Here is a 26989-nt window from a genome sequence, read left to right as displayed (position 1 = left end):
TTCAATATCGGTGACAGCCTCTTAGGCAATCATCAAAAAACATTTGGGGGTTTATCCATTGATTGAGATTTATTTATTCATAAATCCACTAGACAGATGCTCTGTTAAAGCAGAAGAAGCACTACTCAAGTTTTCAAACAACAGTACTGAAAAAGTAAAGCTAACCATTATACCTGTCGTTAATCCGAAAATCATTGCTGCCAATTTTGACTATCAGCGCGTGGATTTAGACACACGCAATGCTTATATGCATCTTGCCTATAAAGTCGCACTTGATTTTAAAGCTGCTCAAATCCAAGGGAAAAAAATCGCCAGTAAATTCTTATTGATGGTTCAACACCAGATATTTGCGAGAAAACGCCCTTACCCAGAGACGCTTGTGAAAGAATTCTTTACAAAAAATGGGGATTATTCGATGTTTCTCGAAGATCGGACTTCAGAACTTGTTAAAGAACTGTTTTGGAAAGATCAAGAAATAGCTAGAAAATTTAATATTAGCAGTGAAGCCAGCGCAATTGTCTATAACTGTACACATGATGGTTCTGGTTTATTAATGACCGGTTTAGAAAACATTCAAGAAATTCCGTATTTAAATTACCTACAAGATCAAACTACTTTTGATCGAATCACGCATAAGAACAAAGCTTATAACTAAAAAAAATTGCTGGAACCAATGATTCATTGGTTCCAGCAATTTTTTAATCGTTTAATTCAATTTTGATAACTGTATTTACCGCATCTGGTAATGGATAAGTAAAGTGTGACACACCGCCAAGTTCAAGGTAAGTCACTGAATCAAAGGCTTTAGTAGTCCAAGCATCTGCAACTTTAACCTCACTACCGTCATGCAACATGCTTGCGCGACGAATCTGGTCTTTCTTTAGACCTGCAACTGCTAGAGGACCAATTGGTTGATCAAAAATATGAGCATAAAGTGTGTTGCCTTTTTGTGTATAATAGCCCCACTCTGGCTTAGGTAGTAGACTTGATTTACCACAACCATAAATCGATTCACTATTTTTATTCATCCAACGGCTAAAGTCGGATAAAATAGCCATACTTTCTTCATTAATGACGCCTTTCGCATCTGGTCCAACGTTCAACAACATGTTTCCATTTTTGCTGACACATTCAACGAGTTTATGAATCAAGGTTTTGCTTGATTTATAATCTTTATCACGTGGATTGTAACCCCAGTTATTATTCATTGTAATGCACAATTCCCAAGGGATTGGTTGTCCTTTAGAATTCGTAATTCCTTCTGGTGGCAATAATTGTTCTGGACTAAAGAAATCTCCTGAATAATTGCTTGGTTGATCGGATACGATACTACCAAAAGCTTCACCTGAAGTTTCTAGACGATTATCAATCACCACGTCTGGTTGATGTTGGCGAACCATTGCCATTAATTCTTCTGCACGCCATTTTTCACCAGTCATTTGTTCGTAAGAAAAATCGAACCATAAAATATCTAATTTTCCATAATTGGTAACTAATTCTTCGACTTGGTTATGCATGTAATTTAAGTAATTATCAAAATCAATCACTTCATCTTTATAGGCTTCGTTTCCACGCATTGGGTGGTGCAAATCATTGTACTTTGGATAGTCTTGATGATACCAGTCAATCAAAGTAAAATATAAACCAACTTTCAAACCTTCTGCACGAATAGCATCGACGTATTCCCGCACTAAATCACGCCCGCTTTGTGTATTTGTTGATTTGTAGTCCGTATATTGACTGTCAAATAGACAAAAACCATCATGATGTTTCGCTGTTAGAACAACGTATTTCATTCCAGCTGCTTTGGCTGCTTTCGCCCAAGCTTTCGGATCATAATCAACCGGATTAAAGGCGTCAAAGTACTGACTATACTCTTCATTCGTCATTCTTTCCGTTGTTTTTACCCACTCACCTCGACCTGGAATCGCATACAATCCCCAGTGAATAAACATTCCAAATCGATCTTCACGGAACCATTCCGTGCGCTTCATAATTTTTTCATAACTATTTGTCATTTTGCTTCTAAACTCCTCTTTCATTCATTTGTATTTGCTTGCCACGCGACTTGAAAGTCAGCAATCGTTTGATAGCGGTTAACTGGCTTGTTTGCCACCGCTTTCAATAAAATGTCGTATTGTCCTTTTGATAAATTCGTTTCCCTCTGCTCTAACGGGATAAAACGACTTTCTTGATTCATTTTGTGGATCGTCTCTCCTGAATAGTCACCAAACAAATGATAGAGCATCGCCCCTAGTGTAAAGACATTCGTGGTAGCTTTAATTTCAGTATCCATTTGATATTCTTCTGGGGATTTAAACCGCTTGCTCCCCCAGTAGTCCACTCCCATCGTATTCATAAATGGCTTTTTTTGAAAGAGATCAATATCGCAGATCGTTAATTGTTCTTTTTCAAAATCATACAGTAAACTACCCTCATAAAAATCAACCGCTACATAGCCCTTAGATTCAACAAAAGTCATAAATTCAATGATTTGATTGGCCAGTTGCTGTTTTTTACTCAAAGCGAGTCTTTTTATTTTTTGGCTAGGCGGCACTACTTTCGGATGTGTTTCATAGTAATCAAAATTCCAATGATCAAATAGACAGTCGCCTGCCCGCCATTCAAAAACTAAATAAAATAATTGCTGGTAAGAGCCTGAATGTAAATAATGAATGACTTGCGGATGCTTTAGCTCTTGGTAGACATCTGGGACGCGTTTTAAGGCTGTGAGACTTTCGGCTTTTGACACGGCACCATTCATCGTCGCAACACCAGCAACTTTAATGAAATATTTTCGTCCGTCCATTTGCTCCACACCAAAACTAATATTCCCAGAATCATTTTGATCAAACACACAAAAAACACGACCATATTCTTTTAAGAATAAGAAATCGGTTGCTTCTCTTAACGTCAACGTAACATCATCAATAACTTGCGTAATCAATTCTTTTTCATTCTGACTTATTGCAATCATCCTTTACCCTAATTCCGTTTTTTTGTTGGAATGGTTCATTTTTTATTTTTGATACTCCTTAAATTTTACCATAGTTCCTACAGTCAAAAAAGCCCTTTCAAGTGATTCGCTGGAATACTTTAAAATTTATTTCAACAATAAAAAAGCTCGCTAAACTCCTTTTATAAAAAGGGTATCAGCGAGCTTTTTTATCATAATCATAGTTTTTTTACGAATTCTGATTTTAGTTTCATCGGGCCAAAACCATCAATTTTACAATCGATATTATGGTCACTATCAACTAAACGAATGTTTTTAACTTTCGTTCCCATTTTTAGTGGACCTTGAGCACCTTTCACTTTTAAATCTTTCATAACTGTGACGCTATCACCATCGACTAAGATATTACCGTTAATATCTTTCACAACAAATTCTTCCGTTGCCTCAACCGTTTCTTCACCAGACCACTCATGTGCACATTCTGGACAAATAAAAAGCCCTCGATCCTCGTAAGTATATTCTGATTGACACATTGGACAATTTGGTAATGTTGCCATAATGATTTCTTCCTTTCCTTCAAGCATTTTGCTTTGTTATTCACTAACTACTATAGCATGCTTTAATGAATCCTTCCAGTTTACCAAAAAAAGCAAGGCGCCCCTTGAGAAAAAGGCACAACTTGCTTGATTTTAGTTCTTAAATAATCTCATTTGTTTCCCACTTAAAGCTAACATGATACGTCATATCGCCCTCATACCAAGCCGCAAAGTTTGTTCCCCAAACGTTATTAAATAAATTAATAAACAAACCGTCATTTAAGTTTGGCAATTGATTATCAAAGTTTAATAATGAACGACGACCAAGTGACATTAATGGGGCATCTTTCGTGATCAGGTCAAAACGGCCTTCATATCCAGTATAAGTCATGCCTTCGTCAGATAAAATATGCATGTTACGATTCCCATTTTCAATCACATTCAGCGGTTGAACGGGATGATTCATTTTTTGCATAACCCAACGTGATGGATTCGCCACGTTAATACTTGTTTCTAACCAGTAACCCTCTGGCATACGATTGGCTTTTTTATCTTGCCATTGATAACTTAAATCGATTTTTTTGCTTGCTAAATCAATACGATAGACAAGTGTGTTTTTCGTTGGCAATCCCCAATTTTTGACTTCATCTTCACGATAAGCAACATCAATTGTTACTTCTACCATGTTTTCTTTGACTTGCATCCCCGCGTCTAAAATATACGGTTTCAAAATTTCATGGCGAATTTCTTGATAGGCTTCAATACCACGACGACCAAAATCGCCCATCGCCCAGCTCGTTGTCCAACGTGTTAAACGGCTATACTGGCTAAAGAATTTTGAGTAATCGCTAAAATCAAAACGTTCGTAAGACAAGCCACCAAATTCTTTGCCTGCTTCAATTAAAGCAAAGCCATCAATGACTAGCTCGCTCATGCCGCCAGTCGGACTAAAGGTAAACGAAACGTTATCGAATTGATACGGCGTTCCTGGCATGATTTTTTCGACTTTTTCAACCGTTGCAATTGTCTTTTGTTCAGCTAAGTAAGCACGTGCTTCAGTCGCTAAATCATCAGGCAAAGACTGAATGCCTTTTTCAATATAATCTCGTTGTTCTTGCCACGAAGCTTCATATAAACTATAACGACGGCGGTCTGCCATTGACTCCCAATCGATATCTGTACTTAAATAAGACATCAAATCAGCAAAATCCATCGTTGTTCGATCGTGATTAAAGACAACTAAGTCTTTTTTACGTGCCTCTTCAAATTCATCCAACGGGAAATTACGATATTCTGGTAAATAAACGTTGCCGTTTGCCCCCCAAGTGTGTTCTGCGACTAATAATAGATTGGCTGATAACCCTTTATAAGCTGCGGAATCACGGCTCAATTTGCCAGATTCCAACCACTCGTTACGTAAACGTAATAATGCTTTGTATTCAGCAATTTTCTTAGGATCCGCTGCAATACCATGGATCCAAGAATCTGCAATTTCTTCTTCAATCACTGGTAACGTGTCTTTGTAAGCCAAGATACCGCGTGTGAAAGCATCCAAAGAGGAAGGGATAATTTCGTAATCTGGATATTGAGCTTCTAACGTTTCAAACAATGCTTCAACTTCTTCAACACTGCTTGGTGGCCCCATATTGTCATGACTGTGCGCAAAGTATAAAGCGTCTTCCCAATCTTCTCTCTCAAACACTTCACCGTAATCCTTGGCATAATGAATTATGACTTCTGAACCATCGATCCCTTTCCAAACAAACATTGTCGGAATCTTAGGAATCGCTGAACTGGCATTCACACCGATATGCATATATTCAATCCCAGCTTCTGCTAAGTAAGGCACCATGCTAATGGTATGACCTGGAATGTCCGTCATTTTAGAAGCAATCGTTGTTTTGCCAAATTCTTGGTCTAACGCTTTCGAAATCGATGTCGCATAGCGCATCAACTCACCATCCATTAATTCTGTATGGATGGTGAATGGCAGTGCGTGCCAACGAATGGTTCCCACTTTAATCGCTTGACGCATGCGTTCTTTGTTTTCTTCTGTGACGTCAGGATGTTGTAAGTAAAAATCAATAAGCCATGAACCTGTTGTCCAAGTAAACTTCTCCGGTAATTTTTCACCGAGTTCAAGTGCTTTAGGAATAAAATCATACAAGTATTGATCGACAACATTTTCTGCTAAATCCGTAAAACCAATATCTAAATGTGTTTTATAAACAACGTGTAAACGTTTCTTCATTTGTTTTTCTCCTTTTTAAAAAGTCGATTTTTCTAAATCTGTTGGGTTGTAAGGGATTGTAATTAACCCTTCGATCAAATTACGAGCACTTTGAATCGGTTGTGCCACATCGGTTGCTTCATCTTCAAGCAAGTAAATGGCATACTCTAATTCATAGAAACCAGATAAATCAACTTTAAAGTTGGTTTCCCAGAAATTGTTCATTGCCCATGAGTAAAGGACTTCTTTGTTTTTCTTGCGGCTATTTTCATCACATAATTCTACTAATTGACTCTCTAACGAACCGAGTGTCACAAGTGGCGTATCTTTCATTGCAACAAATAAATGTTGATCTTCGTTTTTAAAGATGGCTCCGTTATCTAATGAATAGAAATTCGTGTTTGATCCTGGTAATTGATCAATGCCAGGACGGAAAATCGTACCTGATTTTTCAAAATAGTTCTCTGTTTTTTCCGGTGTTCCGTAAGTGAATGGTAAGGCAACGTATAAGTTTTCTGGCTCCCAAGCACATGTTTTTTGTAAACGAATCGTTACGTCAATTTGTGGCGCTCCTTTATGAACGGTTAGAACCACGTCGTACATTCCCGTGCCTTCTAATTCATATTTCAATAAGAGAACAGCATATAACGGTCCATCAGCTAACTGTTTAATATTAACTAATTTGGACGTGTAACGCTCCGTTGATGGCGCTTTACGATTGCGCCCCATAATACTACGAACAGAATACGGATTTGAATCTTTAAATGATGTCACTTCATAGACACCGGCAAATGGTGCATGTAACGCATCTGGATGAATTAATTGTGCCCCTGTCTTGCGATCAATGATCGAAGAAATCCCACTATTTTGATCAATTGTAATATCTAAATGATCGGTTTTAACGCCATAGATCGAAACATCATGAGTAAAGCCTTCATATGGTGCAATATCTGCAATTTGCTCTGTTCCAACGTGTGCGTGGTTGTCATATTTTTGATTCATTTTAAATTTCGTATCTTTACGTCTTAGGCGAACAGTTCTTTCTTCTTTTGCTGCCAAATCAACATAAAACGAAATCTTTTTACCACGTGAACTATCAGAAACTTGTGACACAAGCACTTCACCTGTTTGGCAATCAACCACTTCAACAAAATCGTTCAGTGTCGTATAGAAATAGGAATCATCGACTGTTTGCCAGTGTTGTACATAAATACTAGCGAGTGTTTTCACTTGATCATCATGTGGATTAATCACTTTAAAGAAGCTTTCGCGATCCAATTGGTTCGGCTCTTCCCCATAGGTTTCTAAAATATCATCTAAATGGTTTGATACCAAACGATTGCCATTAATGGCATAAGACAGTTTACGAGTATCTAACAAGTTTACAAAGGCATCCCAAGGTTCAGAAACCGATGAATGGAAGCCCCAAGTATGTTCTGCGTACATCACTAAATGATCTTCTGCGTCTTTTAATTGAGCCGGGTTGGCTTTCTCACCATTTGGATCGAGTTTATTAACTAAACGGTATTTGCGTTGTGCTTCACGGTATAATTTCACCCCAGCTGGCGTTGATGATACCCCATCCGCCCACCAGTCAGCCCAGTCGCCTGAGTAAGTTGGAATCTCTAATTCTTTACCACGTAAAATTTCAAAGAAGTGGTTTAATGTGACTAATTCAACTTTGATTTCATCGCCATAAACTTCATTCCAACGGTGGATTCCTTCCATCATGCGTGGGCTAGTCGGTGAGTTATCGGTCACAATTCCACTAATCATCACTGGACAAAAGTCAAATTCATAATTTTCTTCTTCTAAGAGGTCGAAATAACCAAAAACACGTTGTTTTGTTGCTTCAAATTGGTCTTCCCAATCTTTTTCAGTGAAGCCTTCGATGCCATATTGCTTACTTTGATCGGTATTTGGTGAAAACAAGAAGTCATTTCCGATTTGATAATGGTCACCATTCCAAACCAAGACTTTTTCACCAGATTGACCTTGCCAGTAAAATGGCATTTGCTTTTTAAATAACGGGAACATTCCATGGTGTGTATGCAAACAAGAGAAAAAGTTGCGAATGCCGTTTTTGTGCATTAAATCCACATAGCCCCAAGCAAAACCATTGATGTCAGCTGTCATCGCTGAATCAAATTTACGATCAAACTGACTAACATAGTTTTTAGCATCCGCAAATTTCTTATCTAACATCACATTATCGACTAATTCCGTTAAGTTTAAGTATGTTAATGAAATATCAATAAGTCCCTTTTCAACGTATTTCGTAAAACTCGTTTTTTCTGTTTCGGTCGCATGCGCTAAAAATTGCTCAACTTGCCAGTAGTTTTCACAAACATAGTTATAACCCGCCCATTGTGGTGCTTGGCCGCTTTCAATTTCATCTAAAATTTGAATTGCTCGACGAATGAAGTTGACGTGGTAGCGACTAATTTTTTCTTGGCGATCAGTATAACCGATATCCGTGTGTGAATGGTGAATTAAATAAAGTGTTTTAGTCATGATTAATCTCCCTTAATATTGTCTAAAATGACATAATAAATTCCATAGAGTGTGGCAGTTGTCGTATCGAAACTGCTGCGAATCATCGGTTGTTTCCCCGACCATTCCTTTAAAATAGCTTCTTTAAATAAATCTAAACTTTTACTAATTTGTCCCCCAAAAACGACTTCATCAGGGGTAAAACAAGTGACAAATGGCGCTAAGGCTTGCCCAATCATTGTGCCAAAGTCCTGATAAATTTCTTTGGCTAATGTTTGCCCTGAAAAAGCGTCTTCAGCTAAGGCCTTGCCATTGATAAAAGGATACGCCTTTTTGGTGGCAATTTCCTTTAAACCGTTGATTGATAGATACTCATCGATGATTCCTGTTTTAAAAGGGACATCGTAAATCATTCCCATCTGGTTTAAACCATAGCCACTTTTTACGACTTGCTGATTGGCAATAAAACTCGAACCACAGCCCGTACCTAAAGTAATGTAAATCCCACGATGAACATTTTTTTGTTGATGGTACTCACCTAAAGCAAAACATGTCGCATCATTTTCAAAAACAATTGGTAACTCAGAAAAACCCCATTCGGTCAGCCAAGATTGAATGGCTTCACGTAGATTGATGCCATAAATTGCTTCGTATTTACGCAAATCTTGCATCCGACTAATGCCTGCTTGATAATCAAATGGACCAGGAAAAGCTAAGCCAATCCCTACCAATTGATACTCCTTTTTAAATCGATGAATCAACTCCCCGATAACTGAGCGAAAATGATCTAAAATAATTTCTTTTGATTCTTGTGAAAAAGAGGGGACGTATTGATGCTGATCAAGCAAAAATTCTTTGTCTTCTGTCAATGCATTGATTTTTATCTCCGTTCCCCCGACATCAAATAATAAATAATAACGTTTCATCAGTTACCCTCCAATCATTAACGAATGTAGGCTTTCATTGTTTTGCATTCTTGACCAACTGCTGTGCCACTTGGTGTAATTTTATAACCCTTAACCGATTCTGGGATAATAAAGGTTTGCGCGTAATGTACGACAAATGGTGCAAAGGAGCCATCGAGGCTTTCAACCGTGACTTCATCACCTTCAACTAAATTCAAGACATTGACGCTATCATGGTTCTCATGAACAACCGCTTTAGTAAATGTATGACGTCTTGTTTCAATCCATTCGGTTTTATGTAAACCTGTCTGCTCCTCAATCCAACCGTCACCTTCTCCAACAACGACAAATTGATTAATCAGTTCTTTTTTGACCCAATCTTCATCACGACGCATATCTAAGTTTGGTTCGCCATGTTGTAAATGAACCGAACGCGGCTTGCCGTCTAAATCGACACGTTCCCAATCCCACAATTTAAATGTAAAACGGTTCGGTGTGGCACTAATTTCAAGTACGACACTCCCTGCCCCACTCGAATGAATCGTTCCAGCTGGAATTAAATAGTGGTCGTGTTTTTTAATTGGTTGTTGATAAATGTATTTTTGATCATCAAAGACTTCCTCGCCCGCTTCCGCTTTGCGTAGCGCTGCCATCAGTTCTTCTTTTTCAACACCATTTTTAAAACCTAAGTAAACATTGGCTTCGTCTGTGTCTGTATGTAAAATATAGTAACTTTCATCTTGTGTGTAATGTGCGCCAAAGGTATCTTGTAAATAACTTAATTTCGGATGAACTTGCAAACTTAAGTTTTGACCACCAACCGTATCTAAGAAGTTGAAACGAATCGGAAATTCTTCGCCAAATTGACCAAACACACGTAGTCCTAGTACTTCTTCACCGTAAAAGAACATTAAGTTATTCCCTGGTGTTTCGAATTCTGCTTCACCAAAATCAAGTAACAAACTATTTTCTTCTGGTACACCATTAAAACTCCATGCCAAGTTGACTTCATCTTTTCTAAAATCAAAGGTCTCTTGCATCCAGTGACCACCCCAAACACCTGGATCAAAGAACGGAACAAGTGAAAACGGTTGCTTCGAAACTTCTTTTAATCCTGCTAAATAAGCATTCGTTTGAATCATGACTGGTTGACCAGCTTGGTGTGTATCTAAAACATAAGTTGATTTTGGCAAGGCTTTTTTCTTTTGTTTGTCTGCCACACGCCACTCAAAAAAGTAGCCACGTTTTAACATGCGGTTTGGATCTTCTCCCGCATTATCCGCATGCCAGTTACTAAAATCTCCTGAACGGTAACGTGTTTGAATTTCCCAACGCGAAAGATCGGCGTAAATTAATAAATCAGGCGCTGTTACTAGACTTGCTCCAACACCGTAAACAACAACTAGACCTCCCGTTGCAATCACGCGATTAATTTTTGTTTGTGTGATTTGATGTTTTTCATCATCAATAAATTCTGGCAATTGATGGTTACTCATCACACCAAAAACACGGTCATCGGTTAAATTGTGAGCAATCATTTGTTCCATCGCTGCTTGGTCAATTAAAATCTCATCCGTATGAACAATCAACTCTGGATTGAGCTGTTCAATTAACGATTCTCTGATTTCTTGTTCATTCACAATCGGATAGTTCTCAATTGTTATGACATTCAGCCCTTTTTCAATTCGCTCTTGTTTTAATTGCTGAACAATGGCATCATAATTGGTATATATTGTTGTTTCATTGGCTACATTCGTTACAGGACGGAAGTTATACTTCATTGATAGGATTCCCCTTTTTCTTTATTTTCTTAACTATAGCACGTTTTATTTCTGATTTTTGTTTATTTTTAGCCCCATCGTATCAAGGGTTTTTCTCTATTGTTATATCATTAGGACAAAAGGAGGATACATTCATGTCAAACAATCAAAAAACACAACCACTTTATGCTCAAATCGCCAATGATTTACGTGACAATATCCGAACAGAGAAATGGATTGAAGGTCAACGAATCCCAACTGAAATGGACTTATGCGAAATTTATCATGTCAGTCGTATTACTATCCGAAAAGCTGTCGAAGAATTAGTACGTGAAAATTTACTCATCCGTAAAAAAGCCAAAGGTACTTTTGTGAATCAATATTCACCCGAAAAGACCAACCATATCACCATGATTAAAAGCTTTACACAAGAGATGCGTGAACAAGGAAAAGTCGCTACCACGATTCATGCCGAAGTTAGTAAAATTGCCGCTGATTATCAAATTGCCAAATATTTGAAAATCAATCCCGGAGAAGATGTCTTGATGCTTAAGCGTGTCCGTGGTTCTGATGAAGATTTTTTAGCTTATTTCGTGACCTACGTTCCTTTTAAACCTTATTTTTCACTCACTTCAAAAGATTATTACGGTTCATTTTACGACTACTTACAACAATTTAATATTTTCCCAACCAAACAAGTCGAGTACGTCGAAGCAATGCTTGCTAACAACGAAATTCAAGCGCTTTTAAAACTCACAAAACCCGAACCCATTTTAAAACGCGTGCGTTTTACGAGTGATCCGACCAATCATTTTTCTGAATATACGGAATGCTATTATATCGGAAGAAAGTACAAATATTATTTAGACTTCTCGACAGAGTAATAAAGATTATTTATAGAACGAGTAGTGACTAGTAATAAGAATAAGGGATGCAACCGCGGTCGCATCCCTTGTTCTTATTTTACTTCAAAGACTTTTAATTCATAACTCCCAATTGCCGTCTGTATTTTTTCACCATCATATGCAACCATTTTCTCGCCTTGTCTTGAATACTCGATTAGCTCTGAATCTGCTGTTATTAATTGGCATTCAATGACTTCATACGGTTCTGTTGAGAAATTCGCAATCATATAAAAGATTTTTCCTTCTTTTTGATAATGGTACAAATTGCAATAAGGCATATCGTTTGTCATCGCTAATTTCGGATAGCTCGGTTTTATTCCAGCAATAACTTCTTTTACCATCGCCTCTCTTAGACTGATGTACTGACTATTCCAACCATCTTTTTCATCCCAAGCAACGGGTAAAATCAAACAATTTTCCATTTGAACCAAGTACGGGCCTTGGATTTCGTGGTACTCATTGTAAGCATTTGAAATGACTTGTTTTGGTACTTGATTGTATTTGATTTTCAAATAATCTCCTACTTGTTGCATCAACGTTAGGCGCGCTTCTTTCACACCACAATAACGATGACCATTATCAACTTGTTCATATGATTGTTGCCCGCTTCGAACGGCTAACCATTCACACGATTCAACACCGATTAAACTTCCGAGATGACGCTCGACTAAGACGGCCACTGACTCGCCATCGAGCAAAACAAAATTTTCAGTAAATAACTGTTCGATTTCTTCTATTGTTAATTGACGTAAATATTGTCCAGAAATAGCTACTACCTGATTTTTTAACAGTCTAGAATACGTTGCAGGAATCGAGCTGATCCCAAATGCACCGAGTAACGCTAACCATGAATCTTCTCGAGGGATTAATTCTTCACGTCTAGCACCTTCTTTCGTTCGAATCGAGTAGCTTCCTCGTGTACCATATAAAACGTGAATCCCTCGTTGTTCCGAAATACGTAAATCAAGTGCAGAGATTCGAGTCAAGAATGGCTTTGCTTCTGACAACATCGTTTGAAGTTGATAATCTCTCACAACTCCCGTTCCCATCATATCAAACAAATTCATTGTTGAACCTTTTGGATGCAAGATTAGCGAGCTCTCTAATTGAAATCGTGAGAACTGATTTGATTTCGCATAACGCGAGTACATATAATTTTCTAATTCCGGATATAACACACTGTCATCGCCTAATAAGTGCGCAGTGATACGGCTCACACGATTAAAACCATTGTTATAAACTTTTGGCGTAACTTCATTATAAGAAGGTAAGTGCGGACGTGCCACAAAAGGGTGGTCACCGGATAAGTTCTCAAAAATCTGTTGCCAATCACGCCCTTCGGTTGCATGCTCTTCAGGCTGAGATGTCATTAGTGCTAATTTGGTCTGCGGTGAGACAGCGTGGACTGCTTGCTCTATTTTAAAAGCGGTTTCATTCATCTCGTTACGACAAATATCTAAATAAACTTGACGTGCCATCGTTGGTTCTTTCGGGTCAAGTATTTGTTCCACGAAATCTTCTCTTGAAATTTCTTGCCCCAATGCTGTTTGGTATCTCTCCATGTGTGCATCGCAAAAACAACCCCATAGTACCGGTTTATGATTAAAATGCCTAAAGTCATCTTCTAACCATAAATATTCTGGCTCGACACTCGCATAAATCCCATAGTTCTTCGCAATATATTCTTGCCAAATAGGATCTCCAGGGCACGCAACAGCCGAGGCTTTTGTCCCATCCCGATCGACCATCGTTTGAATCCCTAAAAGTGGATCGACGACTCTTCCACGATCACCATGCATTAAAGTAATCCCAGGATTTAAGGAAAAGCCAATCTGTTCTTTCGCTAGTCGTTCCTTTAATTGCAACGAAGCTTTCATCCATTCAACGGTTTCTTGTAGTGATATGTGTCCTCTTCCAATCTCTTCGTGGTTAATAAAGAAATTCACTTCATCAATTTGCGCTTCCCGACAAAATAAAATTAATTCCTCGATTCGTTCTTCGTTGTCTTTTGCAGGGTCTAACGCGTACCTTAGAGAATATTCATAACTCATTTTTCACTCACCTCTTGTTTTTTATCAATCCAATCTTAATTACACGTACAGACTAGCCCATTGAATCCTACATTACAAGTATAATTTGTGAGAAAAGCCACTGGCATCATCATTTAGAGCCAGAAAAGCGCACAATAAAATCCCTCCTACTCGTTTAGTAAAAGGGATTTTAAAGCAAAATTTAATGAATAGTCGCTAAAGCCTGTTCTAAATCTGCAATTAGATCATCAATATTTTCAATTCCGACAGATAAGCGAACCGCTTCTGGCTTGATTCCGGCTGCAGCTAATTCTTCTTCATTTAATTGAGAATGGGTCGTTGATGCAGGGTGGATAATCAGTGATTTCGCGTCACCGACATTGGCTAATAGTGAGAAGATTTTTGTGCCATCGATTAATTTCTTACCAGCTTCAGCGCCACCTTTTAAGCCAACCGTAAAGATTGCACTCGCGCCTTTAGGAAAATATTTTTGACCTAGGTCATAATATTTACTACTCTTTAATCCTGGATAGCTCACCCAAGCAATTTTAGGATGACTTTCTAAAAATTCAGCGACTTTTTGAGCATTCTCAACGTGGCGCTCCAAACGTAACGATAACGTTTCTAAACCTAGTAACGTTAACCATGAGTTAAACGGCGCAGCTGCGGCTCCAGTATCTCGTAAAATGATTGTACGTGCACGTGTAATATAAGCAGCTTTACCTGCCGCTTCTACCCATGAAACACCGTGATAGCTTGCATCTGGTTCAACTAAGCGTGGGAATTTGCCATTCGTCCAATCAAAATTACCCGAATCAACAATCGCTCCACCGAGTGTCACACCATGTCCGCTAATATATTTCGTCGTTGAATAAACAACAATATCTGCACCATAGTCAAACGGTTTAAATAAATAGGGTGTCGCAAAGGTATTATCGACAATCACTGGAATCCCTGCTTCATGTGCAATTTCAACCACTTTTTCGAGTTCTAAAATCGTAATATCAGGATTTCCTAATGATTCAACAAAAATCGCTTTAGTGTTGTCTTGAATTGCCGCACGAAAATTCTCCGGATCATCTCCATTGACAAACGTGGTTGTAATTCCTAAATCGGGTAACGTATGTGAAAATAAGTTAAACGTCCCACCGTAAATACTGGCTGCTGAAACAATATGATCACCTGTTTTAGCAATATTTTGAATCGCATAAGTAATCGCTGCTGAACCAGAGGCAGTTGCCAACGCGCCAACGCCACCTTCTAATAAAGCCAAGCGTTGTTCCAAAACATCATTGGTTGGGTTTGTAATACGTGAATAAATATTTCCGCCTTCAGATAATGCAAAGCGATTTGCTGCTTGATCCGCATCCTCAAAAACAAATGCGGTCGTTTGATAAATTGGCACCGCGCGACTCCCTGTATCTTTATCAATTGTTTGTCCACCGTGTAATTGAATTGTTTCAAATTTGTCTGTCATATTTTCTCTTCTCCTTTTTTATCCCTATTATTTGTTATCAACCATTAACCAACCACTATTCCTTTTTAACTGTGATTCCCCCTTCAAATAAACCAAAAAAAATCCCTAGAAGAGTATTCTCTTCTAAGGATGTATTAACATACATGGTACCACCTTAATTCGCAAAAGTATCGCTACTTCTGCCTCATCTTCCAATGCGACACAAACATGTGACATTGGGATTCTTCTAACGGGAATATCCGTGTACCTCTAAAAGTCACCTTCTCGAGATACCCGCTCAAAAGCCATTTTCAAATTCGTTTTCTTCTACCTCTTCTCAGCTACCAAGGCTTTCTGTTAAGAATTCCATCAAATTTTACTTTCTTTTTCTACGCGTTTCGTTATTTTTTTTAATCATAAACTCATCTTAATCTCATTTAACTTTTTTGTCAACCCTCTTTTTCAAAAAAATTAAGAACAGGACATTCTGATTTTCATTCAAGAAAGAAAGGACGTTCCTTACGAGAACCACCTAAAAAAATAAGGATATTATGATATAATAGAAGTTGCAAATTCAATAAGAAAGGATGATTTTTTGTATAAAAACAGAGAATTATTTCTCATTAATTTTTTTATTAGTATGTTTACCTTTGGTGGTGGATACGTCGTGATCCCCATGATGGAAAAGTACTTCGTCATAAAAAAGAATTACCTCTCAAAAGATGAACTCTATGAACTTGCTACGATTTCACAAACTTCTCCAGGAGCCATTGCGATTAATTTAGCTGTCCTTGTTGGATATCGTATCAATAAGCTATCAGGTGCTTTCGTGAGTGGGTTCGCTGGTATTCTCCCTTCTTTTATTATTTTATCAATTATTTCCTATAGTTATACAGCATTCGCTACCAATACGATTGTTAACGGCGTATTAAAGGGAATGGAAGCCGGTGTGGCAGCAATTATTGTCGATTTGGTCATTACCATGTTTCAACAACTTGCAAGAAAGTCACAACCCTTTTTACTTGTGATTCCAGTCATTACTTTTATTCTAAATTACTTTTTCAACATTCATCCAATCCTATTAATCATTGTAACCATCCTGATGTTGCTCTTTATTTTTAGAGACTTAGGAGGCGACAAATAAATGACTTACTTGCTTTTAGCTTTCTATTTTTTCCAAATTGGTTTATTCAGTATTGGTGGCGGTTATGCAACCATTTCATTGATTCAACAAATACTCGTCGTTGAAAATCAATGGTTAACAACAAAAGCTTTCACCGATATTATTACGATTTCACAAATGACACCTGGTCCTTTAGCCGTGAACAGTTCGACCTTTGTTGGCCTTCAAGTCGCTGGTTTACTTGGCGCCTTCATTGCAACCGTCAGCACCGTTATTTCAGGATGTATTATCTCGGTATTGCTCTATCATTTTTTCAAAAAAAATCAAGATTCTACACGAATGAAGTACCTTTTCACCGGACTAGAAGCTGTTGCTATCGGTTTAATCGCCTCTGCCTCCATATCGATTCTTTCGATTGCCTTCTTTGGCAATATGACGCTCGAATTGAAGACTTCCACTATTAATTGGCTCGCATTTCCTGTGTTTATCGGTGTGTTGTTCGCTTTAAGAAAATGGCGAATTAACCCGATTTGGATTTTAATTACAACCGGAATTTTAGGTTTTTTCCTTTATACTTGAACAAGATTTTAAAAAAAACATCTGTATTTTCATCTTCTTGACATTCATCACGATTTCGAGATGAATTCAATCTCTTGCAAGAAATTCGATTTTGCTTTATTCTAAACCTACAAACAAACGATTAAGGACGTGTAATTCATTGACTAAAGAAAACTTAAACTTTATCCCAAAATTCGATGCTTCAAAGGGACTAGAATTCGGTATTTATACATTAGGTGACCATATTAAAAATCCACATACAGGAGAGCCCATCTCGCCACAAACACGCTTAAATAATATTAAAGAAATGGCAATTTTATCTGAACAAGCTGGTTTAGATACTTTTATCGTTGGTGAAAGTCACCAAGATCACTTTGTCACGCAGGCACATGCAATTGTCTTAGCTATGATTGCTGAAGCGACTGAAAAAATCAAAATCTCAAGTGGTGCTACCATTGTCAGTACTTCTGATCCCGTTCGAATTTTTGAAAACTTTGCAACGATTGACTTAATGTCAAATGGTCGTATTGAACTCGTTGGTGGACGTGCTTCACGTGTTGGCTTGTTTGAATTACTTGGTTATGATTTAGCAGATTATGAAGAATTATTTGAAGAAAAATTTGATTTACTACTAAAACTAAACCAAAGTGAATACGTCGATTGGGAAGGTAAATTCCGAGCACCTCTACGCAACGCTCACGTCTTACCGCGTCCATTAAACAAACAGTTGCCAATTTGGCGTGCAGTAGGCGGCGGTCCTGGAAGTGCTGTTCGTGCTGGCCGTGCAGGTGTTCCGATGTATATGGCGCATTTAGCCGGTGCTGCACAATCCTTTAAATATACCATTGATACCTATCGTCAATCAGCAGCTGAAGCAGGTTATGACGCAGCAAGCCTTCCTATCGCCACTGCAGGACTCTTTTATGTCGCAGATACGACGCAAGAAGCAATGCGTGAATTTTATCCACATGTAGATCAAGGAATTCGTCTGACTAACGGGCAAGGATTCCCTAAACAAGCCTTCGTTCATGCCCAGGATCCTCGTAGTATTTTAAACGTTGGTTCACCGCAAGAAATTATCGAAAAAATCTTATATCAACATGAATTATTTGGCCATCAAAGATACATCGCCCAACTTGATTTTGGTGGCGTACCTTTTGATAAGATCATGAAAAATATCGAATTAATCGGAAATGATATTTTACCAGCTATTAAAAAATATACTGCGAAGTAGGTGAAGAGATGAAAATTGCATTACTTTCAGGATCAATCGTTGGTTCTAAAACACAAACAGCGATGAAAATTATCCAAAATAAAATAATTGAACAACACCCTAGCGCTGAAGTAACTTTCATCGATTTAAAAGAATTATCTGTTGAATTTAGTGATGGTCGTAATTACCTTGATTATTCAGGCGATACGCTATATGTGACTACAACTTTAATGGAAGCCGATCTGATTTTAATTGGGTCGCCCACTTTCCAAGCTTCGATTCCAGCGACGTTAAAGAATGTCTTTGATTTATTACCGCAAAGTGCATTTGAACAAAAAATCATTGGCATAGTAATGACTGCTGGCTCACCAAAACATTTCTTAGTTGCTGAAATGCAATTAAAACCAATCATTAACTACATGAAAGGCAATCTTGTGGCCAACTATGTCTTCATTGAAGAAAAAGATTTCTACCAAACCACAATCACGAGTGATGATGTCTTATTTCGTATCGATAAGTTAATCGAAGATGCGATTGTATTAACGAAAGCTTACCAACAAGTTTGGAAAGAACAAGAAGACTCTTACGACTTTTAACAACAAGAGACCACGACTTCTGTCGTGGTCTCTTGTTGTTATACGAATATTTCACTGATTCATTAGTGACAAAAGTCTGCTCTTTCGTAAAATGTCACTACATCTGAGCATTTGAAAGTTCCAATTGTACCTAAAATCTCTCAAAACAAAGCGATTTTTGTCGCCCGTCCTTTTTATTACCAAATATTGCTTAAGATTTCCCTTAATTTTTGATTATCTTCTGGATAACCAATCGTTACACGAAGCCAACCTTCACGTAAACCTGCTCGAACAATATAACCTCGTCGCATTAACTGCTCCGCTAATTTCCGGCTATCTTGCTTAGTGTCAAAGAAAATAAAGTTTGCTTGCGAAAGATAGAAATCGACTTGGGAGTCCGTAAGAAAAACTTCCCATTTTTTTAATTCCAACGCATTCGTTCGAACCGTTTCTTCAATAAATGCTTGATCGCCTAACGCTTCGATTGCTGCAATTTGTGCTAACGTGCTTGTGTTAAATGGCAGTCGGACAATTTCAAAAGGTCGCTTGAATCTTTCTGAAACAATCGCATAACCAATGCGTAATGCTGCTAAACCGTATGCTTTAGAGAATGTACGCATGACAATCAAGTTCGAATATTTAGGCAGTAAGTCTAAACTCGTCGAAACCGCTTCGATCGTGACATATTCTTGATACGCTTCATCACTAATTACCAAAACATCCCTTGGCACTTGAGCTAAAAAATCGATGATTTCAGCTTGTGGTAGGTACGTGCCTGTCGGATTGTTTGGATTACATAGCCAAATAATCTTTGTGCTATCAGTAATTGCTGCAAGCATTTGCTGTAAATCGATCGTACCTGTTTCTGAATCAACTGGTACTTTTATTACGTTAGCCCCTTCAACAACTGCATGTAATTCATATTGTGAAAAAGTCGGATCGGCCACAATAATTTCATCGCCATCACTTAAAATCGCTCGAGAAATGATTTGAATCACATCATCTAAGCCAGAACCAACAATGAGTTGCTCTTCCGAAACACCATTGAAATCAGCAATGGCTTTCTTTAATGCTTTGGCACCGCCATCCGGATAATATTCTAAATTGTCTAAACTTTTAGCTAATGCCGCTTGTACCTTTTTTGAAGAACCAAACGGATTTTCATTTGAAGCCAATTTAATGACTTTTTCTAAACCATACTCTGCCTGAACATCGGCAATTGGCTTTCCGGGTACGTAAGGACTTAGGCTAGCTAGCGTTGCTTTTTCTTCCATTTGTGCCCTCTCCTCCTCTCTTATAAGTCTGTAATGGTTCGACGTTCTTTCGTTTCACTAACTTTTCCTTGTCGTTGCGCTAATTCCGCTTCAACCTCCGAAAGACTCACTTCTTGTTCGACCAATAAAACAAGCAAATGATAAAGTAAATCCGCGCTTTCCGAAACCAACTCCGTTTTGTCGGCATTTTTTGCGGCAATCACGACTTCAGTTGTTTCTTCACCGACTTTTTTTAAAATCTTATCTAGGCCTTGATCAAATAAATAAGCCGTATAAGAACCTGCCTTCGGTTGCACCCGTCGTTCTTGAATTTCTTCATATAACGTTGTTAAACTATCCATCAGATTTCACCTCTTTGACTTTGTTAAAGAAGCACGTTTTCGCCCCTGTATGACAAGCCGCACCGATTTGTTCGACAGCAATTAATAACGTGTCAAAATCACAATCTAAAACAATCGATTTTACTTGTTGGAAATGCCCACTTGTCGCTCCTTTGTGCCATAGCGCTTCACGTGAACGAGAATAAAACCACGTCTGATTGGTCTCTAATGTTTTTTGATAACTTTCTTGATTCATATAAGCCAGCATTAAGACTTCTTTTGTTTCGTGATCCGTAATAATGGCCGGAATGAGACCTTTTGAAAAATCAGGTTGTGTCATTGAACAGCAATCCCTTCTGCTTTTAAGCGTTCCTTAATCTCTGGGATTTCTAATTCACCATAATGAAACACCGAAGCTGCCAAAGCACCACTCACATTTGTTTCTTTGAAGACAGCAATAATATCCTCGATACTACCACAACCTCCTGATGCAATAACTGGTACTTGAACGGCCTCCGCAACCGCCTTAGTCAAATCGATATCATAACCGGTTTTCACACCGTCACCGTCCATACTCGTTAATAAAATTTCGCCAGCGCCACGTTTTTCGACTTCTTTCGCCCAATCAATCACATCGATGTTTGTATCGACTTGACCACCATGGCTATAAACATGCCACGTTTTTGTTTCTGGTTGATATTTTGCATCAATCGCAATAACAATTTTTTCTTTACCAAAGTTTTCAGCTGCTTCTTGAATAAAAGCTGGATTTTTAAGAGCTGCCGATCCAATCGAAACTTTATCGACACCAGCTGCAAACAAAGCACGGATATCTTCAACTGTCGCAATACCTCCACCGACCGTTAAGGGAATCGCGACGTGTTTCGCCGTTTCTGCAACTAAATCAACCATCGTTTTTCGTTGGTCGACAGTAGCCGAAATATCTAAAAAGACGAGTTCATCCGCCCCAGCAGCAACATAAGCTTGCGCAATTTCCACTGGATTACCAATATCATTTAAGTCAACAAAATTTACCCCTTTTACCACACGACCACCTGTAACATCTAAACATGGAATAATTCGTTTTTTTTCACTCATCGTCCAACCTCCACAACATCTTTCATTGTAATATTACCATTGTATAGCGCTTTACCTGAAATCACTCCATAGACATTTAAAGCTTTGACTTGCTCTAAATCCTCTCTTGAACTAATACCACCAGATGCAATAATTTGTACAGTCGGTACTTGTTTTTGAATCGCGGCTAATTGTTCTAAATTAGGACCCAGTAACGTACCATCCTTGCTAATATCCGTAAAAATGATGGTTTTAACACCTAATTTCTCCATTGCCGTTGCAACATCTAAATAATGTTGATCTGAAACCGTTAACCAGCCTCTTGTGGCAACCAAACCTTCTTTAGCATCAATCCCCACAGCAATTTTATCGCCATATTTTTGGACTGCTTCTTTCACAAAATCGGGATCTTCCACCGCTTTTGACCCAATAATCACCCTTGATACCCCAATCGTTAAATAGGCTTCAATTTGTTCGATGGAGCGGATGCCCCCACCGACTTGTACAGGAATCGTCAACATTTTTAGCATCGCTTCAATCACACGAAAATTCGTTAAATCACCACTTAATGCGCCATCCAAATCAACAATATGTAGTGCCTTGGCACCTGTTTTTTCAAACGACTTTGCTTGTGAAAGCGGATCGGGATTTACGACCGTTTCCTGCTCAAAATCACCTTGATATAGCCGGACACAGCGGCCGTTTTTTAAATCAATTGCTGGATAAATAATCATCTTCCCTGTCCTCTTTCTTTCAATCATTTTTGTACTTACAAAACACCTTTGGTTGAATTGACGCCTTTAATTGCAGGATTCACTTCAATTGCCTGACGCAATGCGCGACCAAAAGCTTTGAACAATGCTTCGATTTTATGATGGTTATTTTTTCCATAAAGAACTTTCAGATGCAAATTCATCTCGGCATTAAAAGCTAGCGCTTGGAAAAACTCCTCCACCAATTCGATATCAAAGTCCCCTACTTTTGAACTGCTAAATGCTGCATCGAAGACTAAGTACGAGCGACCACTTAAATCAAGTGCCACAAAGCCTAAGCTTTCATCCATCGGAACATATTCATGTCCATAACGATTAATGCCGACTTTGTCACCTAGCGCTTCCTTCAGACATTTTCCAATCACAATTCCCACATCTTCAACCGTATGATGGCTATCCACTTCTAAATCTCCCTCCGCCCGACAGCGAAAACTAATTCGACTGTGACGAGCAAAGAGTGTCAACATGTGATCAAAAAAACCGACACCTGTTTCAATTTCACAAACGGGATTTTCTTCATCTAAAGCCAATGAAACAACAATTTTCGTTTCAGCTGTTGCTCTTTCTAATTTCGCTTCTCTCATTGTTCTCCTCCTACGTCCTCTTCAAATCGCACTTCTATCGCCCGTGCGTGGGCCTCTAATCCTTCTTCACGTGCTAAGACGGTCACCGCCTCTTGCTCTAACCTCAATGCCTCTTTTGTATAAGAAATAAAAGCCGTACGTTTCACAAAATCTTCGACCCCAAGAGGTGAAAAAAAACGTGCCGTCCCACTTGTGGGTAACACATGATTCGGTCCGGCTAAATAATCACCTAATGGCTCAGAAGCATAATTTCCTAGAAAGACAGATCCTGCATGTTTGACACGACTCAAATGACTCATTGGTTCGGCTATTTGAATTTCCAAATGTTCGGGCGCGATTGCGTTCATTAGATCAAACTGCGTTTTCAAATCGGGTACAACAAACAAATAACCGTGATCTTCAAGTGCCTGACGAGCGATTTTTGCTCGAGGCAAATCTGACAATTGTGCTTCTAGTTCACTTTGAACGCCCAAAGCTAGTTCCTCACTCGTTGTAATTAAAATCGAGCGAGCAAGTGTATCATGTTCCGCTTGCGACAATAAATCAGCTGCGATAAACCTTGGATTGGCAAATTGATCGGCTAACACCACAATCTCAGATGGTCCTGCAATCATATCAATCGCAACTTCACCAAAAAGAAGCTTTTTAGCTGTCGCTACGTAAACATTTCCCGGCCCTACAATTTTATCAACTTTCGGAATCGTTTCTGTGCCGTAAGCCAATGCTGCAATTCCTTGTGCCCCACCAACTTGATAAATTTCATCAATGCCACAAATCGCTGCTGCCGCCAAAATCCCATCTGGTACACCATTCACATCTGGTGGTGTAATCATCACGATTTTCTTTACCCCAGCAATTTTTGCAGGTAAAGCATTCATTAAAACGGATGAAGGATAGCGCGCAGTCCCACCTGGTACATAAATCCCAACTGTTTCTAACGGTAAAACCAACTGACCACGAATTACCCCTGATTTTTCGGCATCAACAAAACCATTTTGCTTTTGCTTTTGATGGAACGATTCAATGTTTTTCTTCGCAGCTTGCAACGCAGCAACAACTTCTGGCGTTGTCTGTTCATACCCCGCTTGAATCGCTTCTTTTGAAAGACGAAAATCGACCACATCAACACCATCAAACTTTTTTGTATATGTAATGAGTGCCTCATCGCCCGTTTCTTTGACTGCCCGTAAAATGTCCTTAACTTGATTTTCAACGGTTTCTTGCTCATCCTGCTGTCCGCTTCTTTCGAGATGCTCAATCAAAGTGGCATAATCGCCTGTTAAAATCTTCACGTCACCGCCTCCTCTTTCGTCTGAATATGTGCTGCTAGTTTGTCAACTAGCTGACAAACTTCTCTTTTTTTGCGCTTTAACGATGCTGGGTTGACAATTAAACGCGTCGAAATCGGTAGCATTTCTTCAAAAATGACTAAACCATTCTCACGTAAAGTATCGCCTGTCTCAACAATATCTACAATCGCATCTGCTAAGCCTAATAGTGGCGCAATTTCTACCGATCCTTCTATTTTGATAATCTCGATATCCTCGCCCTTTGCTTGAAAATAATGAGCTGCCGTTCTTGGGTATTTAGTCGCGACAATTTTCCGACGATAATCAAATGGATCATAATCTGGTGTTGAAGCAATACAAAACTTGCACTTGCCTATTTGTAAGTCGAGCATTTCGTATTGTTCCCGTTCATCTTCATATAAGACGTCGCTACCAACAATCCCAATATCAGCTACCCCTTGTTGGACATAAGTCAACACATCAACTGCCTTAACTAAAATGAACTCGTAGTCATCGTAGGGACTTTCAAAGACCAATTTCCTTTTTTTATTTCGTAAAAAATCACAATTAATCCCAATTTCTTCGAATAACTGAATCGTACTTTGTTCAATCCGCCCTTTGGTTAGAGCTATTTTTAGTTTTGCCACCCTCATCCCTCCTCTTCGACTAAAAGTAATTCTTCAACGCCAGTATCTGAGACAATTAAAACCCTAGGAATCGCCCACTGTTCCGCATATTGGATTGTTTCTGAGAGCGTTTCTTGCAAACTCAATCGACTTTTCTCTTCTTTGGCAATTAAGCTTTCAGCCACTTGTAAGCAATCATTTTCAAAATGAATCAAGGTCGCGATTTCTAATGGTCGATTGCTTTCTTGTCGATTAAAAATCGCATACATTCGGTCTAAATAAAAAACTAAACCGACAGCCGCAATAGACGCCACCGAAAACTCTGTCAGTAAATTATCATAGCGTCCGCCACTAAAATAGGCGTCCGACGAACGATCGGCATAGCCTTTAAACGTAATGCCCGTATAGTATTTCATTTCAGGTACTAGGCCAATATCAACCGTCAGAACCTGTTTAGGATATACTTGCTGAACACGTTGAATCAGTTCTTTCATCTCAGCGATTGCTTTTAAAATATTGGGATGATCCGTCAGTGCCATTACTTCGTCAAAAATACTCCAATCTCCAAATAATCGTGGCAACTTCAAAATAAAAGAATATAAAGGATGTGTTTGGTACGCATCCAAAAATAAAGCCATAGAAGGCATATTTTTACTTTGTAGCAACCATTTAAAATGGGCTTTTTCTGTTGTAGTTAATTGCAACTCGCTAACAATCGTTTGATAGATTGAAGCATGTCCCAGTTCTATTTGGAAATCATTTAAACCACTTTTTTGCGAAACACTGACGGCATTCATTAAACACTCCGTTTCGGCTTTTAATGAAGTATAACCAATTAGTTCCATTCCAGCTTGTAGCTGTTCATTGTATTCACCTGAGTGTCCCTTATTCACACGAAAGACTTTCCCACTATAAAACAATTGAACTGGCGGAATAATCCCCGTGGTACTCATGACCCGTCCAATCGGTAACGTCATGTCTGGTCTTAACACAACAATTTGCCCTTGTTCATCAAAAAAGCGATAGCGAGAGGTGGCTTTTTGATCCATCCCTTGGAAAACTTCCTCAAATTCAATTAATGGTGTTTCGACTCGATGGTAACCGCGTAGCGCAAAATGCTGATTGACTAAACTTTCGAGCTGATGACTATAACTGGCTTCCTTAAACAACTTATCTTTTGTTCCATTTGGCAAACTACGATTCCATTGCATTTCGACACCTCACATTAATATTAGATTAAACTAAAAAGATAGAACAATGATAACTTTCACATAATAATAGAACCATACTAGCAATTATTACGAATAAAGTAAACCATTTTGAGTTGAAAATTCGTAATTTTCTGAAAACTTTTCATCATTCAAAAGCATTGAGTCATTCTTATTTTATTAGAAAAAAGGTACGACCTCACTCGCTTAACTAAAAGCAGTGGAGTCATACCTTTTTATTTCAATTTATAATTGTCCAATTATCGCACGTTCTTCATTTGATAATGAAAAATCAAATAAGTCTAGATTTTCCTTTTGCCTTTGGAGATTGTGCGATTTTGGAATTACAATCACATTTCGCTCAATTTGATAACGTAATAAGACTTGCGCCCAAGTTTTATTATAGCGTTGACCAATTTCCGTTAAAGTCGCTTGTGCTTTTTCATCGACTTTTTTTAATGGCCCCCACGCTTCTGGAATCACTTTATTTTTTAGTGAATATTCAATAATTTCATGATTCCAATTCCCTGGATTCGATTCAACTTGATTAACGGCTGGTTTAATGCGCGAATGTTCCAATAAATAGTTCAATTGCTTTTCATCAAAGTTCGAAACGCCAAGCGCCTTTATTTTTCCGTCATCAACAAATTTTTCAAGTACTTTCCAAACAAGCACCATCTCTTCTAAATTTTCCCATGGATGGTGAATCAAATATAAGTCAACATATGGACTATCTAAAGCTTTTAATGTTGAATCGACTGCATCAAGGACCGCTTTTTCACTTGAAACATACCTAGGTTTTCCAGGAATTTTAGAGGTAATAAAAAAAGCTTCCCGAGGCAACTGACTTTTCTTGATCGCTAACCCAACAACTCGTTCATTACGATAAGAAATTGCGGTATCAAAATGACGATACCCTGCGCCAATTGCAGATAATATTTCACTCGTATCATCATTGATTTTTCCGTCATACTGGTGGTTTTCTTTACCAAACGTATTCGTCCCACTTCCGATATAAGGAATTTGAATCCCTGTGTTTAATGTTAAAAATTCCATAAAAAAAGCCCTCCATTCAATCCATGTGTTTTTTCTACTCTT

The 26989-nt window shown here is 38.4% G+C and carries 25 protein-coding genes and 1 other annotated feature; of the genes, 6 read left to right on the top strand and 19 right to left on the bottom strand.

The window, feature by feature from the left end; translation table 11 throughout:
* Window positions 1–58 precede the first annotated feature (58 nt).
* Window positions 59–655, top strand: coding sequence for a DsbA family protein (locus IEV09_RS06150; protein WP_188367398.1), 597 nt, complete (start codon window positions 59–61; stop codon window positions 653–655).
* A gap of 43 nt (window positions 656–698) precedes the next feature.
* On the opposite strand, the gene IEV09_RS06145 is transcribed toward IEV09_RS06150, so the two are convergent.
* The 7 genes from IEV09_RS06145 to IEV09_RS06115 form a co-directional block, all read right to left on the bottom strand.
* The gene (locus IEV09_RS06145) at window positions 699–2018 is read right to left on the bottom strand and encodes an alpha-L-fucosidase (RefSeq protein ID WP_188367397.1); all 1320 of its coding nucleotides are present in this window, start codon (window positions 2016–2018) and stop codon (window positions 699–701) included.
* A 20-nt stretch (window positions 2019–2038) separates the two neighbouring features.
* Window positions 2039–2977 carry a protein kinase domain-containing protein gene (locus tag IEV09_RS06140; protein ID WP_188367396.1) on the bottom strand — a complete coding sequence of 313 codons (939 nt, stop codon included), beginning with the start codon at window positions 2975–2977 and terminating at the stop codon, window positions 2039–2041.
* A gap of 197 nt (window positions 2978–3174) precedes the next feature.
* Window positions 3175–3513, bottom strand: coding sequence for a zinc ribbon domain-containing protein YjdM (locus tag IEV09_RS06135; RefSeq protein WP_188367395.1), 339 nt, complete (start codon window positions 3511–3513; stop codon window positions 3175–3177).
* Between the two features lie 139 nt (window positions 3514–3652).
* Window positions 3653–5743 carry a DUF5054 domain-containing protein gene (locus IEV09_RS06130; RefSeq protein ID WP_188367394.1) on the bottom strand — a complete coding sequence of 697 codons (2091 nt, stop codon included), beginning with the start codon at window positions 5741–5743 and terminating at the stop codon, window positions 3653–3655.
* A gap of 15 nt (window positions 5744–5758) precedes the next feature.
* Entirely contained in the window at window positions 5759–8236 is a 2478-nt protein-coding gene (locus IEV09_RS06125) for a glycoside hydrolase family 38 N-terminal domain-containing protein (RefSeq protein ID WP_188367393.1), read from the bottom strand.
* 2 nt (window positions 8237–8238) lie between these two features.
* Window positions 8239–9141, bottom strand: coding sequence for an ROK family protein (locus IEV09_RS06120; protein WP_188367392.1), 903 nt, complete (start codon window positions 9139–9141; stop codon window positions 8239–8241).
* 17 nt (window positions 9142–9158) lie between these two features.
* On the bottom strand, window positions 9159–10901 hold the full coding sequence (locus IEV09_RS06115) for a class I mannose-6-phosphate isomerase (protein ID WP_188367391.1): 1743 nt from the start codon (window positions 10899–10901) through the stop codon (window positions 9159–9161).
* A gap of 134 nt (window positions 10902–11035) precedes the next feature.
* Between IEV09_RS06115 and IEV09_RS06110 the strand changes: the two genes are divergently transcribed.
* A complete protein-coding gene (locus IEV09_RS06110; RefSeq protein WP_188367390.1) occupies window positions 11036–11764 on the top strand; it encodes a GntR family transcriptional regulator in 729 nt (242 codons plus the stop codon).
* A 74-nt stretch (window positions 11765–11838) separates the two neighbouring features.
* Here IEV09_RS06110 and IEV09_RS06105 read toward each other — a convergent pair whose 3' ends face one another.
* Together IEV09_RS06105 and IEV09_RS06100 are read right to left on the bottom strand one after the other, a co-directional pair.
* Window positions 11839–13836, bottom strand: a complete 1998-nt coding sequence (locus IEV09_RS06105; RefSeq protein WP_188367389.1) for a hypothetical protein — start codon at window positions 13834–13836, stop codon at window positions 11839–11841.
* A gap of 181 nt (window positions 13837–14017) precedes the next feature.
* Entirely contained in the window at window positions 14018–15292 is a 1275-nt protein-coding gene (locus IEV09_RS06100) for an O-acetylhomoserine aminocarboxypropyltransferase/cysteine synthase family protein (protein ID WP_188367388.1), read from the bottom strand.
* A 122-nt stretch (window positions 15293–15414) separates the two neighbouring features.
* Window positions 15415–15672 (bottom strand) — a binding site (T-box leader).
* 194 nt (window positions 15673–15866) lie between these two features.
* Here IEV09_RS06100 and IEV09_RS06095 point away from each other — a divergent pair.
* The 4 genes from IEV09_RS06095 to IEV09_RS06080 all read left to right on the top strand — a co-directional run bounded on the left by IEV09_RS06095 (window position 15867) and on the right by IEV09_RS06080 (window position 18761).
* Window positions 15867–16415: a chromate transporter gene (locus IEV09_RS06095; RefSeq protein WP_268234659.1), complete on the top strand. Its 549-nt coding sequence runs from the start codon at window positions 15867–15869 to the stop codon at window positions 16413–16415.
* Entirely contained in the window at window positions 16416–16973 is a 558-nt protein-coding gene (locus IEV09_RS06090) for a chromate transporter (RefSeq protein ID WP_188367387.1), read from the top strand. It begins immediately after the preceding gene.
* A gap of 139 nt (window positions 16974–17112) precedes the next feature.
* Complete coding sequence (locus tag IEV09_RS06085; protein ID WP_209651424.1) at window positions 17113–18186, top strand: LLM class flavin-dependent oxidoreductase; 1074 nt, start codon at window positions 17113–17115, stop codon at window positions 18184–18186.
* Window positions 18187–18194: 8 nt separating this feature from the next.
* Window positions 18195–18761 (top strand): NADPH-dependent FMN reductase, encoded by a 567-nt coding sequence (locus IEV09_RS06080; protein WP_188367386.1) that lies wholly within the window; start codon window positions 18195–18197, stop codon window positions 18759–18761.
* A gap of 176 nt (window positions 18762–18937) precedes the next feature.
* On the opposite strand, the gene hisC is transcribed toward IEV09_RS06080, so the two are convergent.
* The 10 genes from hisC to IEV09_RS06030 all read right to left on the bottom strand — a co-directional run bounded on the left by hisC (window position 18938) and on the right by IEV09_RS06030 (window position 26947).
* Window positions 18938–20014 (bottom strand): histidinol-phosphate transaminase, encoded by a 1077-nt coding sequence (gene hisC, locus IEV09_RS06075; protein ID WP_188367385.1) that lies wholly within the window; start codon window positions 20012–20014, stop codon window positions 18938–18940.
* Window positions 20015–20034: 20 nt separating this feature from the next.
* Window positions 20035–20355, bottom strand: coding sequence for a phosphoribosyl-ATP diphosphatase (hisE, locus tag IEV09_RS06070; RefSeq protein WP_188367384.1), 321 nt, complete (start codon window positions 20353–20355; stop codon window positions 20035–20037).
* On the bottom strand, window positions 20348–20674 hold the full coding sequence (gene hisI / locus IEV09_RS06065) for a phosphoribosyl-AMP cyclohydrolase (protein ID WP_188367383.1): 327 nt from the start codon (window positions 20672–20674) through the stop codon (window positions 20348–20350). Before hisI ends, hisE begins: the two co-directional genes overlap by 8 nt.
* Complete coding sequence (hisF, locus tag IEV09_RS06060; protein ID WP_188367382.1) at window positions 20671–21432, bottom strand: imidazole glycerol phosphate synthase subunit HisF; 762 nt, start codon at window positions 21430–21432, stop codon at window positions 20671–20673. Before hisF ends, hisI begins: the two co-directional genes overlap by 4 nt.
* Entirely contained in the window at window positions 21429–22145 is a 717-nt protein-coding gene (hisA, locus tag IEV09_RS06055) for a 1-(5-phosphoribosyl)-5-[(5-phosphoribosylamino)methylideneamino]imidazole-4-carboxamide isomerase (protein WP_188367381.1), read from the bottom strand. The genes hisF and hisA overlap by 4 nt, the downstream gene beginning before the upstream one ends.
* 35 nt (window positions 22146–22180) lie before the next feature.
* A complete protein-coding gene (gene hisB, locus IEV09_RS06050; protein WP_188367380.1) occupies window positions 22181–22768 on the bottom strand; it encodes an imidazoleglycerol-phosphate dehydratase HisB in 588 nt (195 codons plus the stop codon).
* Window positions 22765–24060 carry a histidinol dehydrogenase gene (gene hisD / locus IEV09_RS06045; protein ID WP_188367379.1) on the bottom strand — a complete coding sequence of 432 codons (1296 nt, stop codon included), beginning with the start codon at window positions 24058–24060 and terminating at the stop codon, window positions 22765–22767. Before hisD ends, hisB begins: the two co-directional genes overlap by 4 nt.
* Window positions 24057–24710 carry an ATP phosphoribosyltransferase gene (gene hisG, locus IEV09_RS06040; protein ID WP_245329640.1) on the bottom strand — a complete coding sequence of 218 codons (654 nt, stop codon included), beginning with the start codon at window positions 24708–24710 and terminating at the stop codon, window positions 24057–24059. The genes hisD and hisG overlap by 4 nt, the downstream gene beginning before the upstream one ends.
* Window positions 24707–25894, bottom strand: a complete 1188-nt coding sequence (locus IEV09_RS06035; protein ID WP_188367377.1) for an ATP phosphoribosyltransferase regulatory subunit — start codon at window positions 25892–25894, stop codon at window positions 24707–24709. The genes hisG and IEV09_RS06035 overlap by 4 nt, the downstream gene beginning before the upstream one ends.
* Window positions 25895–26137: 243 nt before the next feature.
* The gene (locus IEV09_RS06030) at window positions 26138–26947 is read right to left on the bottom strand and encodes an aldo/keto reductase family protein (RefSeq protein WP_188367376.1); all 810 of its coding nucleotides are present in this window, start codon (window positions 26945–26947) and stop codon (window positions 26138–26140) included.
* Window positions 26948–26989 lie beyond the last annotated feature (42 nt).

It is taken from the genome of Enterococcus alcedinis (genome assembly GCF_014635985.1).
Lineage (GTDB): Bacteria > Bacillota > Bacilli > Lactobacillales > Enterococcaceae > Enterococcus_I > Enterococcus_I alcedinis.
The sequence above is the reverse complement of the archived record's forward strand: the minus strand, read 5'-3'. Positions and strand labels throughout refer to the sequence as shown.